We start from the raw sequence: 15,282 nt of genomic DNA, 5'->3' as shown, positions 1-15,282 counted from the left end.
ATTCTATTGCCCGTGCTTACTACAGTTTTACAATCATTTTGCCGGTATTTTTACCTTCAAAAAGCATGTTTAAGCCTTTCTCAGCATTTTCTAAACCTTCTATCGTATGTGCGCGGTACTTAATTTTACCTTGCTGTACGTAGGGCGTGAGCTTTTGTAATAGCTGAGGAATTTCACCCCAGTGATCAGGCATAGCAAACCCGCGAATATTGATACGTTTTTTAATTAATGGGATCCAGTTTGGACCCGGTGAAGGTTCTTCGGACTGATAATCAGCAATCATGCCGCACACAACAATACGGCCATGAGCGTTCATTCTGTTAAAGATGTGATGTTGAATAGGGCCGCCCGTGTTTTCAAAGAAAACATCAATTTTATCAGGAGTCAGTTCGGCTAGCTTTTCTTCCAGATCATCTTTCTTGTAGTTAACCGCGCCGTCAAAGCCTAACTCATTTACAATCCAGTCCGCTTTTTCATCACTACCGACTACACCTATAACACGTAAGCCGTCAGCTTTTGCAAGCTGTCCTACCATCGAACCAACCGAGCCTGCTGCTCCTGTAACTATAAGTGTTTCGCCTTCTTTAGGCTCGCCAAAATTATAAAGCCCTGTGGTGGCAGTTAAACCCGGCAATGCAAACACACATAGCGCCATTTCTTCTGTCACACCATCCTGTAGCTTATTGAATCCAGAACCGTCACTGAGTACATACTCGCTCCAGCCTGTCATACCCATAACTTTATCGCCAACAGAGAAATCAGAGTTTTTCGACTCTACAACTTCACCCACGCCGCTCGAACGCATTACATCGCCAAGTTCTACTGGAGGAATATAGCTTTCTCTGTCTTCGCTCATCCAACCAAGCATTGCGGGGTCTAACGACATGTGCGTTTGCTTTATCAGAATTTGCCCGTCCTTCACAGAAGGAACGTCTAACTCTTTGGTTTCAAAAAGGTGAGGGCCAATCTTCTGGTCGTTGGGACGTTGAACCAGCGTTATTGCTTTGTACGTTGACATTGTATCCTCCAGTAACAATTAAAAAGTGTCTGCCTTCTTGGCATGTTAAGTTACACCGCCGCAGTTTTTTGGCGCTATCACTTACTTAGTAAAAGGTGGGGCTTGCTGGAACTAACTCAACCGATCAAGCCACTTTTCTATGAATTTGAATTAAATATTAGATTAGTTCCAATGGTTGATAGTGATAATTGCAAAAAACTATTAACAATATTGTGATCTTGTATTAACTGTGAGTTTTCAATTTTGTTTATAAATGCGGCGAAAGTGTCGCTATAATTGTAAAAAATGCGATAAAAGTGCGTAAATAACGTTTACTTGCATTGAACAAAACTATCCAGATCCGTAGAATGCCTGCTGCAATTTTCCTCTATTACAATGAGTATCTTATGAAGCAACAGTTTTCTTTACGTGCCTCAGTTTGCCTAGCGCTTGCTACTTTAGCCTCTTCTTCAGCGCTGGCAGCTGGTTTCCAAGTCAATGAACACAGCGCAAACGGTCTAGGCCGCGCAATGGCTGGTCAGGCGGCAAAGCCAGAGAATGCATCGATTTTAGCGACCAACCCTGCGGCAATTGGTGTATTTAAAGAAGCTGAATTCAGTGCATCGGCAAGCTTTATCGACCCGAATGTAGATATCAATGGTGCGGTTACCTATAACCTCGGCGGCAACATCGTCGGCGGCGGTGCAGCGCAAGAAGACAACATCGCTGATACAGCAATTGTTCCTGGTTTCTTCTATGTCTCGCCTATCAACGATAAACTTTCTGCAGGTGTTGGAGTTTTCACTACTTATGGTCTTCGTTCAGATTACTCAGATGACTTCGGAGCCCTTCATTTTGCCGACACAGCAGAAGTGAAAACTGTAACGGTGAACCCAGCTGTTTCATATAAAGTAAACAAGCAACTTATGGTTGGCTTTGGTTTGAATATTACATATGCGGAAGCCGAAATTGGCTCTGGCGTTTCAAACACCCTTGTTGACACCTTGGTTGATTTAGCGCCAAGCGCTGAGGCACTTGGCGTTACCTTGCCACAACTTACGGCTGGTAATTCGTTGTTTAGCATGGAAGGTGATGATATTGGCTTCGGTTGGAACGCCGGTGTTTTCTGGCAGCCAACTGACATGACTAATATCGCGCTTTCATACCGTGCTGAAACAAAATTAGAGCTTGAAGGTGCAGTATCTTCAGAAACGCCTATTTTTCCTATTAATCTTAACCAGCCTGGTAGCCTTGACTTGAATCTTGCTGCTATTACTGAATTAGCGGTTGACCAGAAAATCGATAACCAATGGTCTGTGCAAGCGAGCTTAACGTTTACCGATTGGAGTACGTTCGAAAAGCTTGAAGCCAACCTAGAAGATGACGTTGACTTCTTAATAAAAGAAGAAAACTTCGATGACTCATGGCGCGCAGCGCTTGGTGTTACCTACATTCTAAACGATGAAATTACCCTTCGTGCTGGCTATGCTTACGACGATGGAGTGGTTTCGGTAGAGAACCGCTCGCTGAGTATTCCAGATACTGACCGTCACTGGTTCTCTGGTGGTATGACTTACACCATGAGTGAAGACACTTCAATTGATGTGGCTTACGTATTTATTGATGGCCGTGAAGCAAACATCAATAAAGACAGAACTATTTTGAGCAACGTTCTTCCTGGTACAGACTTCACCACTAACTTCACAGGTACACAGTCTGCGACTGCTCATATTCTTAGTGTTCAGCTTAATACACGTTTCTAATTAGAAACGTTGTTCATAAAAATGGCAGCTTGAACGCTGCCATTTTTGTTTGAGCTATCAGGCTAACCCTTGCAATAGCTTATCGAAGTAATTAAAACTGATGCTTAAATTTGCGCAAACAAGTCTTGTAGACAAGTAATTGCAGCACTGATTTTTGCAGGCATTAAATCTCGCTTTGGCGTTACTGCATACACCGTGTAATCAGGCAGCGTCCAATCAGCAAAGAGTTGTTTCATATCGCCAGATTTCAAAAGATGCCTCACTTCTGGTTCTGGCAGTACTGCATAACCTAATCCATCTTGAGTGAGCTTAATCAGCGTTTGCATCGAGTTTACATCAATACGCTGTGTATCGAGTTCATAGTCGCCATTGTCTTTGTGAACCATCACGTAATCTTCGATATGTCGATGAGCAATATAAGCGTGACTAACGAGTTGCTCAGGGTTTGAAAGATTAGTGTTCGCTAACGGATGCTCTGCAGATACGCATAAAATACGCTTCCACGTAGCTAGCTCTAAACTACTGAAATTAGTGTCAGAAACAGGGGCGAAGCAAAGAACTAGATCGGCGCTTGACGCAATAATATCTTTGGGTTCATCGGTGACGGTAAGCGAGATGGTTATTTTCGGAAATTCTTCGCAAAGCTTCTTCAGCGGCTCACTGAGCAGACCGCCACCAAAACCTTCTGGCGCAATAATATTGATTTTACCAGTAGGGTCGTCTTGAAGGCTTTCTATCTTTTGCTGGGCAAGTTCTGCGGTTTGCAGCATTTTCTTGCTAGTCTCGTAGTAGATGCGCCCCGCTTCGGTTAGGCTCAAACTTCGCGTATTTCTATTGAACAGGCTAAGGCCAATATCATGCTCTAGCTTTCTTAATTGCTGGCTAATTGCAGAGACCGTCATGTGAAGTTCTCGCGCGGCGACACTCATGCTTCCGCTGTCTGTTACTGCGGTAAATACCTGAAGGGAGCGAAGTAATTTAGTATTCATGGCGCAGTTTAATCCTTTCGATTGGCCGTAAACTTATGAGTGAACATTTGTAGCAAATTAACGATATAAGAGGGCGAATTCTATCTTATTTAATGGTTAATGATCGTTTTTACGTAAGTTTTTACTCAAAACTTACGTTTAAAACTTCAGCGCTTCACAGCGAAGTAAGCAATAACACTCCACATAACAAAGAGGCGGGTTCAGACAATAAACCCGCTTATCTGCCCGGCCTTTTACTTATTCTATAATCACCAGTTTTTAATTGTGGGCAGTAATATTATCGAATGGTCCTGACCATGTTAATAGTGTTTGTTGCTAGCTTTACTTCAACGAGGAAAACGATAAGTGCACTGATTAGAAACATCATTGCCAAAATGAACAAAACAATAACGGGTGTTTTAAGATCAACCACCCAAAGCGATCCTGAGAACAAGGCCATGATCACGGTGCACACTAAGAGCGCTGAAGCTACACAAAGGCCAATAGCCCAGTTAATGACTTTCACCCTGCGCCACAGTACTTTAATTTCTTTTTTAGAGCGGTCTACAATGTGTGGGTCTGACAGGGTATGAATTTGTCGCTCTGCCACTCTGACCCGGTCAGATATGCGCCCCAATCGCGAAGACATGACGTTAAGAAAACCCGCAATACCGGTAAGCAAAAACACAGGCGCCACGGCAAATTCGATAAGTTGTGAAAGGCTAGGTATAAGTGTGTCCAACAATTTCTCCAGTCAGCTAGGCAAATTAAAATTGATAAGAGTTAACAAACGTTTTTGCCTCTGCCCAATCGTAAAGTCATATGAAAGTTTCATTTCAATGCACTTGTTGAAGAACAGCTTATGTAGAGGCAAACCAATTATCGAAAATTAAAGTAAAAGCAAAGTGTAAGCCAATGCTTATACCAGATAACGGCTGCTAAACTTAACACTTTGCCTAAGTTTAGTGCTTTTTAACTCACTCACGGCTTGATTCACAGTAGAATAGTGTTTCTGACTTACGACACATCTCTTTTGCATAAGGATTCATAATGCGCGTTTTCCCTCTGTTTTCCCTGTCATTGTTAACTATTTCTCTCTTACCAATGTTAGCAGGGGCGCAGGAGATGTCAGATGTAGAAAGAATAGAAACCACGTCTTCTCGTATTCAAGGAAAAGTGAATGCCTCTGGTTACGCTGTTTCTTCAGTTTCAGAAGAAACATTATCACTGCTCTCTTTTCAGCACATCCAAGAGTCGCTTAACTACATTGCTGGTGCTGGCGTTCAGCGAGGAAATGGGCAAGAGTATTTACCTGCCCTTCGCTCGCCTGTTCTTACGGGTGCTGGCGCCTGCGGAGGAATATTAGCAGCAGAAGACGGAATACCCCTGCGTGCTGCGGGTTTTTGTAATATTAATGAACTGTTTGAAGCCCATGGCGAGATGGCACAGCGTATTGACGTCATCAAAGGGCCAGCTTCTGCGTTATATGGTTCAAATGCAATTCACGGAGTTATTAACGTCATCACCCCAGATACAACACAAGGTGATGGAATACTGGGGTTTGATTATGGCTCATACGGTTTTCATCGAGTTAAGCTTCAGGAAGGAAAGGATTTTGGCGGCAGTGGCGTAGGTATAGCGGCTAGCTTAACCCGTGATACGGGCTACAGAGATGACGAAGGTGTCGACCAGGAAAAAGTGTCTTTACGTCATAGATTAGAGTGGGATAACACCATTATCACCAGCGGGATGACATATACACACTTAGATCTGGAAACGGCGGGCTATATAGAGGGGTTTGAAAGCTATAAAGATACGCAGATAGCACGAAGTAATCCCAACCCCGAAGCGTTTAGAAACGCTCGAAGTTTTAGGCTATGGAGCAAATTCGATACAACGTTTGAGGGAGGTCATGCACTATCAGTGACCCCCTACATACGTAATCAAGATATGCGTTTTCGCATGCACTTTTTACCGGGAAAACCCCTTGAAGAGAACGCCCAAAAGGGCGTGGGCGTGTTGTCACAGTTTAACTATGTGGTAAACGACAGGATATCGTTAGATGTTGGCGTTGATGCTGAATACACAGAGGGGGAATTGACGCAATCTCAACAAGGCCCTACCGAAGGCTCGGCCTTTTTAGTTGAAACCATACCGGCCGGTAAACACTACGATTATGACGTTGATGCAACGTTGCTCGCGCCGTTTTTTGCGTTGAATTGGCAGGATGATAAGTGGGCTATTCAGTTAGGCGGACGCTTTGAAACTATGCGGTACGACTACGCCAATAACATGAACACAGGTCGTGTACGAGAAAATGGAACTGAATGTGGATTTGGTGGCTGCCGCTATTCTCGACCGGCAGACAGTGAAAATGATTATAACAATTTCAGCCCTAAGCTCTCATTGCGCTATCAGCTTAGCCCCCAAATTCAACTTTTCGGTGGGGTAGCCCGCGGCTATCGCGCGCCCCAAGCTACTGAACTCTATCGTTTACAGCGTGCTCAAACGGTGACCGAGCTTGAATCAGTCACGGCTGATAACGTTGAACTAGGTATTACGGGTTCATTACTTTCAGGTGGCTATACGCTGTCGTTTTATAGCTTGGAAAAAGATAATGTAATTTATCGCGATAGCGACTTTTTTAACGTTAGCAACGGAGAGACGTGGCACCGAGGTGTTGAACTCACTTTTGACCAGCAACTGAGTGACGTTTTACGCGTTGATTTTGCAGGCACTTATGCAAGGCATACTTACGAGCACAGTCAACTTTCAGGTGAGCTGGACATTAAGGGCAACGACATTGATACGGCACCTAAAGTTTTATTCAATACCCGTTTAAGCTATGACGTTACAGAGGAAATACAGGCTCAGTTGGAATGGCAACATGTGTCTAGCTACTATACCGACGCTGAAAATCTCAATGAGTATGATGGTCATGACTTGGTTCATGGTCGAATAAGCTGGGATGTAACAAATAGCATTACCCTATATGCGCGCATCAACAATATGCTAGATACTGAGTACGCCGAACGCGCTGACTACACGAGTTTTTCTGGCCCGCGTTACTTCCCTGGCAGACCCCGTAATTTTATGCTTTCCGCATCGTTTATTCTGTAAAGAAAATAAAAACTCCTGATAATTATCTATGCGGACTGGTATAACTATTAATCTTGAAAATACAGGCTATGGACGCGATTTGCTTGTGCATAATGGGCGACGGGCGTAGTCTGTAATAATCAGCATGGGTCGCAGTTACGCCATGTATAGCGCTTTTTCTCTTAACGAAGCAGGCGATATACGTGGAATGATTGTTAATAGGTATACCCATGCAAAAAATAGTAATTGTTGGTGGCGGTGCTGGTGGTCTTGAATTAGCCAGTCGCTTAAGCCGCACCCTCGGGAGAAAAAAGCAAGCCGAAATCACCCTCGTCGACCGAAGTCGAACCCATATTTGGAAGCCGCTACTTCATGAGGTAGCCGCCGGTGTTATAGATAAGCATTCAGACGGTGTGGACTATGCAATCCATGCTGCAGCTCATCATTACCGTTTTCAGCTTGGTGAAATGTGTTCACTTAATGCGAATGAAAAAACCATAACCTTGTTGCCATTGATTGACGAAGAGGGTACGCAGGTCCTACCTGAGCGTGAAATTCATTATGACCAGCTGGTACTGGCCATTGGAAGTGTAAGCAACGATTTTGGTACACCGGGCGTAGCAGACTACTGCTATTTTCTCGACTCTCTAAAGCAAGCCGAGCGCTTTCACCGCGCGCTGCTCAATCAGCTTATTCGCATAAACCAGCAAGAAGACAAAGATGCAAGAATTGATGTTGCCATTGTGGGAGCGGGTGCCACGGGGACTGAACTTGCTGCTCAACTTCACCATGTGGCTAACTTGTCGAAAGCCTATGGAATGCCTGATATGTCTGCATCACGATTGAAAATTACGATCGTAGAGGCCGGCGAGCGTATATTACCTGCATTGCCCGAGCGCATTGCTAATTCAGCCAGAAAAGCGCTACACAAGTTGGGTGTAGATATAAAAGAGCAAACCATGGTGGCTGAGGCAGATTCAAATGGATTAATCACCAAGGACGGCAGCCGTATTGATGCCGATCTAATGGTGTGGGCTGCGGGTGTTAAAGCACCAGACTTCATTACAAAATTAGATCTGTTTGAAACTAATCGCGCCAATCAAATTTTGGTTGATAAGCAACTGCGAAGCTCTACGCACAAAAATATATGGGTGCTAGGCGATTGCTGCGGCTTTCAGCAAGACAATGGTAAATGGGTGCCACCCCGTGCCCAGTCGGCACATCAAATGGCCGATATCGTCGCTCATAACATAACGTCGTTATTTAACCAGAAAGAGGCCAAAGATTTCACGTATCAAGATTATGGCTCGCTGGTTCATTTAAGTAAGTACAGTACGGTAGGAAGCTTAATGGGCTCGCTATCAAATAGTAGTATGTTTATTGAGGGGCGATTAGCCAAGCTAGTTTATGTCTCTTTGTATAACATGCATCAGTTTGCGGTTCACGGAAAAATGAAAGGGGCGCTTAAGCTAATTGTGAAAAAGTTGAGTCAGGCAATAAGCCCGAAACTGAAACTTCACTAGTCTCTATATAACGAAAAGCCCTTCAAATAAGACGCCTCCCAAAGACCGAATAGTTGAGGTCTTAGGGAGGCGCTTTGTAAACGGTTTTTCGTTTACGTCAAAAAATATCTGCACGCTCTATTACTGCTTCACACCTTCAACGTGAAGCTCGAGTTCCACGGTTTGAGACGCTGGCCCTAAGTCGTAATCGATACCATAGTCTTTAAGGGCAATTGTAGTAGTACCCATGAAGCCCGCGCGATAGCCTCCCCATGGATCTTTGCCTTCACCAATTTTCTTGGCTTCAATAGTAATTGGCTTAGTTACACCATGTAATGTGAAATCGCCCATCACATCCATCATGCCATTGCCTTTATCAACAATCTTTGTACTTACAAATTTTGCTTGGGGAAAATCGTCCACATTTAAAAAGTCATCGCTTTTCAGGTGCTTGTCACGTTCTGCATGGTTTGAATCGATACTGTCTGTATCAATGGTTACCATAATTTTTGCTGCACTTGGTGCGCTATCATCGTAGCTAAAGTTGCCTTTGAAATCGTTAAAGCGACCCGTTAGCCATGAGTAACCTAAATGCTGAATTTTAAAATTGATAGATGCATGTGCGCCCTTACTATCAATCACATAATCCGCGGCCTGAGCAGTGCTTAAAGATAGCGCAGCGGCTAGTGCAAGTGTTAACTTCTTCATAATTTCTCCTTTTCCTTAATGTCATCGAAGCCGTAACATCTGCTTCATTGTGTCGTCTTTGTTTATGAAATGGTGCTTTAAGGCTGCAAGCATGTGTATCACTGACATTGTTATCACTGACCATGCAATATAAAAATGTGCATCTCCGGCACGATCTTCTTGGTTGTTAAATAGCTCGCCAACGGCAGGAACTGCAAACCAGTTAAATACATCGATGGCTCTTCCGTCGGCGGTTGAAATCAAATAGCCACTGGCAAACAGCGCAATCATTAACGTGTATAGAAGCGTATGGCCAAGATGACTAAGCTTCTTTTCTGTGGCAGTGCCTAATGAAGGAGGACGTGAAGTAAAAGCCCGAGTAGCTAACCGAAGAACAGTAACCGCTAGCAACAGCAAGCCAACACTTTTATGCCAATGAGGAGCGGTTTTATACCAGTCGCTGTAATAAGTAAGGTCTACCATCCACAAGCCCGATGCAAACATGCCAATAACAGCAAATGCGGTTATCCAATGAAGAAACACAACAAGTCGGGGCCACCTAGATTTCATTTCGTTTCCATATAACGAGTGTTAACGCTAGTGTAATTTCAATTTCTTCGACCAAACATCACTTTTAATGAGAGCATTTGTTCTTTTTTATAGAATAAAGAATGGCGTAAGCGACCACAGCGACGGTTCATAATTTACTAAATTCAGATTATGTGTCGTTTAATGGAGGATAAAATGCGCCAAGTGCCTCTATTAAACGTGCAAAATACACTTATAGTTTAAATAGGGAGCCACAAAGGTGGCTGACCACCCAAAGAATTAGTCTTTACAGTTGAGGTTTCACGCTTTGCGCGTTTCATACGTTTTGTTGGCAGTCATATTGCCAGCGCTATTTTCATCACTGGTTACCGTCTCTGCATTGGGAGAGAGCCGAGGTGTGCAAAATAGTGCCAACGAGCTCAGCAAAACCACAGCACTAGCAACCCTTGCTGAAGAGTGGGAACGGTCAGTTCATGATGTTGATGACGACCTGGATGACGGTTTAGCGTCTCTCCACGTTAATGTTGGTGTAGAAAAGTATATTTTTTGCACTGGCAATATAGCTGAGGCAAAATCTTACGCTAAGCTGCGCGCTAATATCATCAGAGGACCACCTTCTTATACTTAATCACTTTAAAAACCATATTTTTTATTTTTGATTAGGAGAGAAGGTATGCACGCCTTAAATCTATATAAAACCGAAGCTATCGACACGTTGGCATGGCCGGTTGTTGAAAACACCATTACTCTAAACTCGTCTGCAATGGCGGTATTTACGGACTTCAAGCAACACTTGCCGCACGTTATCGATGCGCGTACCCCGGCAACAAAAGTTGAGTCTATTATGCGTCAATCTCATGTGCGAATGATGCTGGTGGTTAACAGTCATAATCGTTTCATTGGTATTGTTACAAGTCATGACGTTAGTGAGCAAAGCATTATCCAGCGTTTAAGTGAGCTTAAAATAAAGCGCGATGAATTGACTGTTTATGACTTTATGCGGCCGAAGACCTCTTTAATGTCTTTTGACTTTACCGAACTGACTCACTCATCGGTGGGTGATGTGATTGAAACGTTGAAAGACTACGGCCAGCATCACTGCCTTGTTATGGACAGAGATAGTCACGAAATCCGCGGCGTCATCAGCGTTAGTGACATTGCTAGAGAGCTGCGCGTTCCGCTTGATATTCAGGGGCGCCCGACCTTTGCAGAACTCATCACTATTCTCGCTGCTTAATTTTTAATTCCGCCAATTTTGAACCATACTTTTACTGCGCATTGTCATAAAGCAATGCGCAGTGAAAAGCTTACACAGGCGTATGCCTATGGATGATCTAAATATCGTTATAGAAGGCTAGATGGTTTTATGCAGTATGCTCACGGCGAATTTATTGTTACTCGATGTGGAAGCGCGATTGTTACGCAGGCTTATGGTCCTTGGAATAGAGAGTGCGTCACACTTTTCGCAAAGGAATATCGCGAGAAAGCTGAGAGCCTATTTGGTCAGACATGGTGTAATATCGTTTGCTTATCTGGGGAGTCCTTACTTGTTCCTGATGCCGAGGCTTCGTTGCGAGAGCGCACGGCTGCTATGCATCCACTCGGCCTTACTCACGTTGCTCTGGTGATGGGAGATTCCAGCGCTAAAGCGACCACCAAAGCTCAACTGAAGCGGGTTTATCGAGACCTTAATATCGACACAATTTTTGTAGATTTTATTGCTCAAGCTGTGGAATGGCTAACAGACAAAGGGTTTTCAATCGAACATGAGAATATGTCTGAACACTTGGAAAAAGTGGCATTAAAATGAAAGAGTAAAAGTGGTACGCATTTCGCAACTAGTTAACACATCAACGTAATATTGTGCATTGAAACGAGGCGATACCATGAACAGATCACTATTTCCAACCAGTGTTGTGACCAAAGCATTTACTTGGGCATACCAAGAACTGGGTTTAAGTATTAAGCAAGCCTCTGAAATATTAGGTATTTCCCCATCTTCTCTTGCTCAAACTACATTACTAGGGTTTGAAAGCGGAACCATAGAGTATCGGAAACAGCTTGCGTTCATTCGTATGTATCATTTACTCATCACGCTGTCAGAAGGGGATACTGACCAAATGCGGGTGTGGTTCACCAGCTACAATGTAAGCCTTGAGATGTCACCATTGAAGATGTGTAAAGAGTATGACGGTGTAGAACGAGTTGCTGACCAACTTCGCAAATTAAAGCAATCTTGTTCAGGACGCCAGAGTGCACTTGCTACCGTTGAATTTGCCCATCAAGAACGAAAAGTTAGAACAGGCGCAAGAGTTCACTAGATTTCCCGATATTTAAATGACATCGTTAGAATCGATATCGCAGATAAAATCTGCACAAGCCTGAACTTGAGTTATTGGGATCATGTGGCCCGCATTAGGAATAATATCGCTTTTAGCATTAGGGATTGCATTTGTAACGGCGTTCATATGGTCAGTAGGCTTTAATATCTCATCATTTTCACCATACAGTACGCCTACTGGGCAAGTGATTTCGCTGTATCTAGACTGTTGTCTGAACAAACTGCCCTGCGCAGATACTGTATCCCTACTACCTTCATAGAAGCTGCGTGAATGAAGCGCCAAAATACCTCCACCTTCTACTGAAAAAGAAGGCGGAACAGCCTCAGGATGGAATATTTGCGCAAGTTGCTTTCGGCCGAATCTTGCTCTTAGCGGGCTAGCGATGGTTTTTGAGACGCTCTTACGCACAAACTCGTTAGGTATGTAAAGCACGGACAATGGGCCTGCACCGCCTTTTAAAGGAGTAGTAAGCGGGCATAAAAGCGATATTGAAGCAATTTTTTCAGGCGCATCGATAGCCATTCGAAGCGCAATCCCTCCACCCATTGAATGTCCGGCAATACTAGCGTTTGTAATGTTTTCTTTCTCCATCCACTCTAAAATCATCTTACTTTGCTGTTCAAAACTTGCAGAGGTGCGTTTGTAACGTGTGGAGAATCCGCTTCCTGGCCGGTCAATAAAGTAAACCGTATAGCGGTGAGCAAGCGTTTTTGCTAACGCATTAAAATTGTTACTATTGCCTAGTAAACCGTGAATAAGTATCAGGGCAGGCCCATTACCTTGTTTTTGCCAATGAATAATTCCACCTGATACAGGAGTAAGTTTTCCCGCCGGTGTGAATGCTGATTCAATATTGTTGTCCATTTTTGAAGTAAACCAAATTAGTCCAACAATGATACAAATCAAGAGTACCAGAACAACAATCATCGAGCGCTTCCTATGTGGAGTGAAATTTAACCTAGCGGTTAACGCAATAATGGTCAAGTAAGCCTTGGTGATAATGATTTATAGCGTAGATGCATACGGTTGCACGTAGCTATATAAAGCGAGCGATAATTAGGAACTAAGATGGAATTACAAATAACGCGAAGTATCACAATAGATGATAGTGAAGCGGATTTACAGGCTATTCGAGCCCAAGGCAGTGGAGGGCAGAATGTCAATAAAGTGAGCAGTGCCATCCATTTACGATTTGATATTTACGGTTCTTCTTTACCTGAAAGATTGAAAGAGAAGTTACTTCAGTTAAACGACAAGCGTGTTACCAATGAGGGTGTGTTTGTATTAAAAGCTCAGAATTACCGCACACAGGAACAAAATAGAGAAGATGCGTTGGCGCGACTTGTCGCTTGGATAAAAGCAGCAACGATTGAGCAAAAGCCGCGTATAAAAACCAAGGTAAGCCGAGCGGCAAAAGCACGTCGGGTTGATGTAAAAAAACAACAGGGCGTTAAAAAATCTATGCGTAAGAAAGTGGAATTTTAATCAAAACTAATCTAAAGTATGAGGCTTATAAAAGGTCATTTCGCAAGACAACGGAAAATTCTTAAAACAACAAATGAATGTGTCTTGTGTTCATGCTAAATATTGGAACTTAGGGAAGCATAAAAAGTGACGCGTTCGAACGTAATTCCTATGGTGCTATTTGCAGCCATAGTGGTTTCGCTTGGGATTAACACACCGCAAGCCGCAAACGAGATCATCGCTCGTTTGTTCAATAAATCAATTTCAAATTCTGAACTTCAGCCATCACAGGCTGACGTCGATCGTTTTCAGTCTATTTTAACTGATAAGTCTGAAAAGGAAGTGCGGTCAATTCTCGCTCAGCGTGCATTGGGTAATAAAATTACAGAGTCTGTACTTTCTGACTTTGCTCATAAAAATGATATAGAGCCTGATGACGGAGAGGTTCAATCCGCTTATTCTGTTATCAAGCAGTGGACCGTTGAACTAGACGATAAAAGCGAGTTTAAAGGTGACGAACTTGAACGCTACCGTCTGGCCATGGCACACGGGATGGCGAAAAGCTGGAAAGTGTCCAAAGCATTGTATGACGCCTATGGCGGCGATGTAGTTTTTCAGCAAGATAACCCACTCACTCCGGTTGGGGCATACCAGCAGTTATTTGAACAGTATCGAGAAAAAGGTGAGTTTGTTATTTACGACCCAGCCTTTAAAGCGGCGTTTTGGAGTTCAGTTAAAATGAAATATGCCAAAACTTATGACCCGGAAAACATAGACTTCTCACTTCCTTGGTGGGAAAAGAGCATGACCGCTTCAGAAAAATAGTCAAAAAAGGCCCTGTTATTACAGGGCTTTTTTATTCTTTGCGAAAAAATAACTCCTCAGCGGAATAAAACCTTTCATCTAATCGTTATCTCAGTGTCCTTTATGAAAAACGGAGATAATCGGATGAAAAAGTTAAATATTGTAATTGCATTGGCTTTAGGTATCGCGTCAACGTCGGTGTTGGCTCAAGAAGCAACCTTTTCGGCTAATACTTCAGCTGATGCTTCAACGTCTACATCAGTTTCTCTAACAAACGGTGCAAACGCCCAAGCTGCAGCTCAATCAAGTATGCAGGCATCGGCACAGGGCGACACAGTCACTCAAAGCCAAATGTCTACCGAAAGTTCTGCTAATGCTAGTGGACAGCTATTGGCAAGCCAAACAGGCAATGACTTATCAAGCGGGCAAGAATTGAATCAAGCCCCTGAAGTCAATACCGAAGCCGATACCGAAGAAAGCACAGATCAAGCAGCGGCAAATGAAGTAGCACAAACGACTACTTTAAACGCTAACCTCTTCGCAAATAGCGCTCAACAGCTGTCTACAAACACAGCATCTTCACTGGTTTCTAATTCGCAGGCTTCCCTTGAAGGCGTTGTTTCAGCGACATCAGACACGGCGAATTCAATGACAGCATCGGTGGCAGGAACGCTTGCGGGTAATGTTTCTGGTTCAACTTCAGTTTTGTCGTCAGCATTAGGATCTGTTGAACCGAATACACAGCCAGAAGGTGAAGTGGAAAATTCTGCAGCAAGCACGGCTTCGGGAGCCGCTCAAAGTGCAGTAGAGGGAACCGTGGCCAACACAGTAACGGGTACGGTGACCAATACTGTAACTGGCACTGTTGCTATCGCCGTCGACGGGGTGATTGCTGCAACGGTAGCAAGCAATGTAGGCAGTACCGTCGAGAGCACGGTAGGAAATACGGTAGAGAGCACCGCGGAGAGCACGGTAGAGGCATCGGTTGCAAACACTGTGGAGAGCACAGTAAACGATAACGTTGCTTCAAATATCTCGGGTGCATTGGGCCTTTAACGTATGGACTTCAACGGTTAGGAGGAGGGAGAGCTCTCCCTCCTAACTTCC

Annotated in this window: 16 protein-coding genes; 10 read left to right on the top strand and 6 right to left on the bottom strand. The window is 43.8% G+C overall.

All coding sequences use genetic code 11. The features are described 5' to 3' along the window. Positions 1–19: 19 nt before the first annotated feature. The gene (locus tag GVO62_RS14430; protein ID WP_159119813.1) at positions 20–1,018 is read right to left on the bottom strand and encodes an NADP-dependent oxidoreductase; all 999 of its coding nucleotides are present in this window, start codon (positions 1,016–1,018) and stop codon (positions 20–22) included. Positions 1,019–1,404: 386 nt separating this feature from the next. On the opposite strand from GVO62_RS14430, the gene GVO62_RS14425 reads away from it, so the two are divergent. Continuing rightward, positions 1,405–2,760 carry an OmpP1/FadL family transporter gene (locus GVO62_RS14425; protein ID WP_159119812.1) on the top strand — a complete coding sequence of 452 codons (1,356 nt, stop codon included), beginning with the start codon at positions 1,405–1,407 and terminating at the stop codon, positions 2,758–2,760. 104 nt (positions 2,761–2,864) lie between these two features. Here GVO62_RS14425 and GVO62_RS14420 read toward each other — a convergent pair whose 3' ends face one another. Together GVO62_RS14420 and GVO62_RS14415 are read right to left on the bottom strand one after the other, a co-directional pair. Continuing rightward, positions 2,865–3,749, bottom strand: coding sequence for a LysR family transcriptional regulator (locus GVO62_RS14420; protein ID WP_159119811.1), 885 nt, complete (start codon positions 3,747–3,749; stop codon positions 2,865–2,867). A 277-nt stretch (positions 3,750–4,026) separates the two neighbouring features. Then, positions 4,027–4,470, bottom strand: coding sequence for a DUF2721 domain-containing protein (locus GVO62_RS14415; RefSeq protein WP_159119810.1), 444 nt, complete (start codon positions 4,468–4,470; stop codon positions 4,027–4,029). Between the two features lie 308 nt (positions 4,471–4,778). Between GVO62_RS14415 and GVO62_RS14410 the strand changes: the two genes are divergently transcribed. Both GVO62_RS14410 and GVO62_RS14405 read left to right on the top strand, forming a co-directional pair. Further along, entirely contained in the window at positions 4,779–6,848 is a 2,070-nt protein-coding gene (locus GVO62_RS14410) for a TonB-dependent receptor (RefSeq protein ID WP_159119809.1), read from the top strand. 209 nt (positions 6,849–7,057) lie between these two features. Beyond that, a complete protein-coding gene (locus GVO62_RS14405) occupies positions 7,058–8,350 on the top strand; it encodes an NAD(P)/FAD-dependent oxidoreductase (RefSeq protein WP_159119808.1) in 1,293 nt (430 codons plus the stop codon). Between the two features lie 120 nt (positions 8,351–8,470). Here the strand turns inward: GVO62_RS14405 and GVO62_RS14400 are convergent, their stop codons facing one another. Both GVO62_RS14400 and GVO62_RS14395 read right to left on the bottom strand, forming a co-directional pair. After that, positions 8,471–9,037, bottom strand: a complete 567-nt coding sequence (locus tag GVO62_RS14400; protein ID WP_105932575.1) for a YceI family protein — start codon at positions 9,035–9,037, stop codon at positions 8,471–8,473. Positions 9,038–9,058: 21 nt separating this feature from the next. Beyond that, entirely contained in the window at positions 9,059–9,586 is a 528-nt protein-coding gene (locus GVO62_RS14395; RefSeq protein ID WP_159119807.1) for a cytochrome b, read from the bottom strand. A 286-nt stretch (positions 9,587–9,872) separates the two neighbouring features. Between GVO62_RS14395 and GVO62_RS14390 the strand changes: the two genes are divergently transcribed. From GVO62_RS14390 to GVO62_RS14375, 4 genes are all read left to right on the top strand, one after another. Next, positions 9,873–10,193 (top strand): hypothetical protein, encoded by a 321-nt coding sequence (locus GVO62_RS14390; RefSeq protein WP_201282663.1) that lies wholly within the window; start codon positions 9,873–9,875, stop codon positions 10,191–10,193. A gap of 45 nt (positions 10,194–10,238) precedes the next feature. After that, positions 10,239–10,802: a CBS domain-containing protein gene (locus GVO62_RS14385; protein ID WP_120962556.1), complete on the top strand. Its 564-nt coding sequence runs from the start codon at positions 10,239–10,241 to the stop codon at positions 10,800–10,802. A gap of 129 nt (positions 10,803–10,931) precedes the next feature. Continuing rightward, complete coding sequence (locus tag GVO62_RS14380) at positions 10,932–11,375, top strand: hypothetical protein (protein ID WP_159119806.1); 444 nt, start codon at positions 10,932–10,934, stop codon at positions 11,373–11,375. A 76-nt stretch (positions 11,376–11,451) separates the two neighbouring features. Further along, complete coding sequence (locus GVO62_RS14375) at positions 11,452–11,886, top strand: hypothetical protein (protein WP_159119805.1); 435 nt, start codon at positions 11,452–11,454, stop codon at positions 11,884–11,886. A 12-nt stretch (positions 11,887–11,898) separates the two neighbouring features. Here GVO62_RS14375 and GVO62_RS14370 read toward each other — a convergent pair whose 3' ends face one another. Continuing rightward, entirely contained in the window at positions 11,899–12,834 is a 936-nt protein-coding gene (locus GVO62_RS14370) for an alpha/beta fold hydrolase (RefSeq protein ID WP_159119804.1), read from the bottom strand. Positions 12,835–12,975: 141 nt separating this feature from the next. Here GVO62_RS14370 and arfB point away from each other — a divergent pair, with 141 nt between their 5' ends. From arfB to GVO62_RS14355, 3 genes are all read left to right on the top strand, one after another. Continuing rightward, a complete protein-coding gene (arfB, locus tag GVO62_RS14365) occupies positions 12,976–13,392 on the top strand; it encodes an alternative ribosome rescue aminoacyl-tRNA hydrolase ArfB (RefSeq protein WP_159119803.1) in 417 nt (138 codons plus the stop codon). 126 nt (positions 13,393–13,518) lie between these two features. Beyond that, entirely contained in the window at positions 13,519–14,196 is a 678-nt protein-coding gene (locus GVO62_RS14360; RefSeq protein WP_159119802.1) for a hypothetical protein, read from the top strand. A gap of 123 nt (positions 14,197–14,319) precedes the next feature. Next, entirely contained in the window at positions 14,320–15,231 is a 912-nt protein-coding gene (locus GVO62_RS14355) for a hypothetical protein (RefSeq protein ID WP_159119801.1), read from the top strand. Positions 15,232–15,282 lie beyond the last annotated feature (51 nt).

The organism is Alteromonas sp. KUL150, assembly GCF_009811475.1.
GTDB lineage: Bacteria > Pseudomonadota > Gammaproteobacteria > Enterobacterales > Alteromonadaceae > Alteromonas > Alteromonas gracilis.
This window is presented reverse-complemented; position numbering and strand designations above follow the sequence as displayed.

Coding starts and splice junctions, on each gene's coding strand:
- GVO62_RS14425 (WP_159119812.1), top strand. CDS start 1,405: ATGAAGCAACAGTTTTCTTTACGTGCCTCAGTTTGCCTAGCGCTTGCT.
- GVO62_RS14400 (WP_105932575.1), bottom strand. CDS start 9,037: ATGAAGAAGTTAACACTTGCACTAGCCGCTGCGCTATCTTTAAGCACT.
- GVO62_RS14375 (WP_159119805.1), top strand. CDS start 11,452: ATGAACAGATCACTATTTCCAACCAGTGTTGTGACCAAAGCATTTACT.
- GVO62_RS14420 (WP_159119811.1), bottom strand. CDS start 3,749: ATGAATACTAAATTACTTCGCTCCCTTCAGGTATTTACCGCAGTAACA.
- GVO62_RS14385 (WP_120962556.1), top strand. CDS start 10,239: ATGCACGCCTTAAATCTATATAAAACCGAAGCTATCGACACGTTGGCA.
- GVO62_RS14355 (WP_159119801.1), top strand. CDS start 14,320: ATGAAAAAGTTAAATATTGTAATTGCATTGGCTTTAGGTATCGCGTCA.
- GVO62_RS14395 (WP_159119807.1), bottom strand. CDS start 9,586: ATGAAATCTAGGTGGCCCCGACTTGTTGTGTTTCTTCATTGGATAACC.
- GVO62_RS14430 (WP_159119813.1), bottom strand. CDS start 1,018: ATGTCAACGTACAAAGCAATAACGCTGGTTCAACGTCCCAACGACCAG.
- GVO62_RS14380 (WP_159119806.1), top strand. CDS start 10,932: ATGCAGTATGCTCACGGCGAATTTATTGTTACTCGATGTGGAAGCGCG.
- GVO62_RS14410 (WP_159119809.1), top strand. CDS start 4,779: ATGCGCGTTTTCCCTCTGTTTTCCCTGTCATTGTTAACTATTTCTCTC.
- GVO62_RS14370 (WP_159119804.1), bottom strand. CDS start 12,834: ATGATTGTTGTTCTGGTACTCTTGATTTGTATCATTGTTGGACTAATT.
- GVO62_RS14405 (WP_159119808.1), top strand. CDS start 7,058: ATGCAAAAAATAGTAATTGTTGGTGGCGGTGCTGGTGGTCTTGAATTA.
- arfB (WP_159119803.1), top strand. CDS start 12,976: ATGGAATTACAAATAACGCGAAGTATCACAATAGATGATAGTGAAGCG.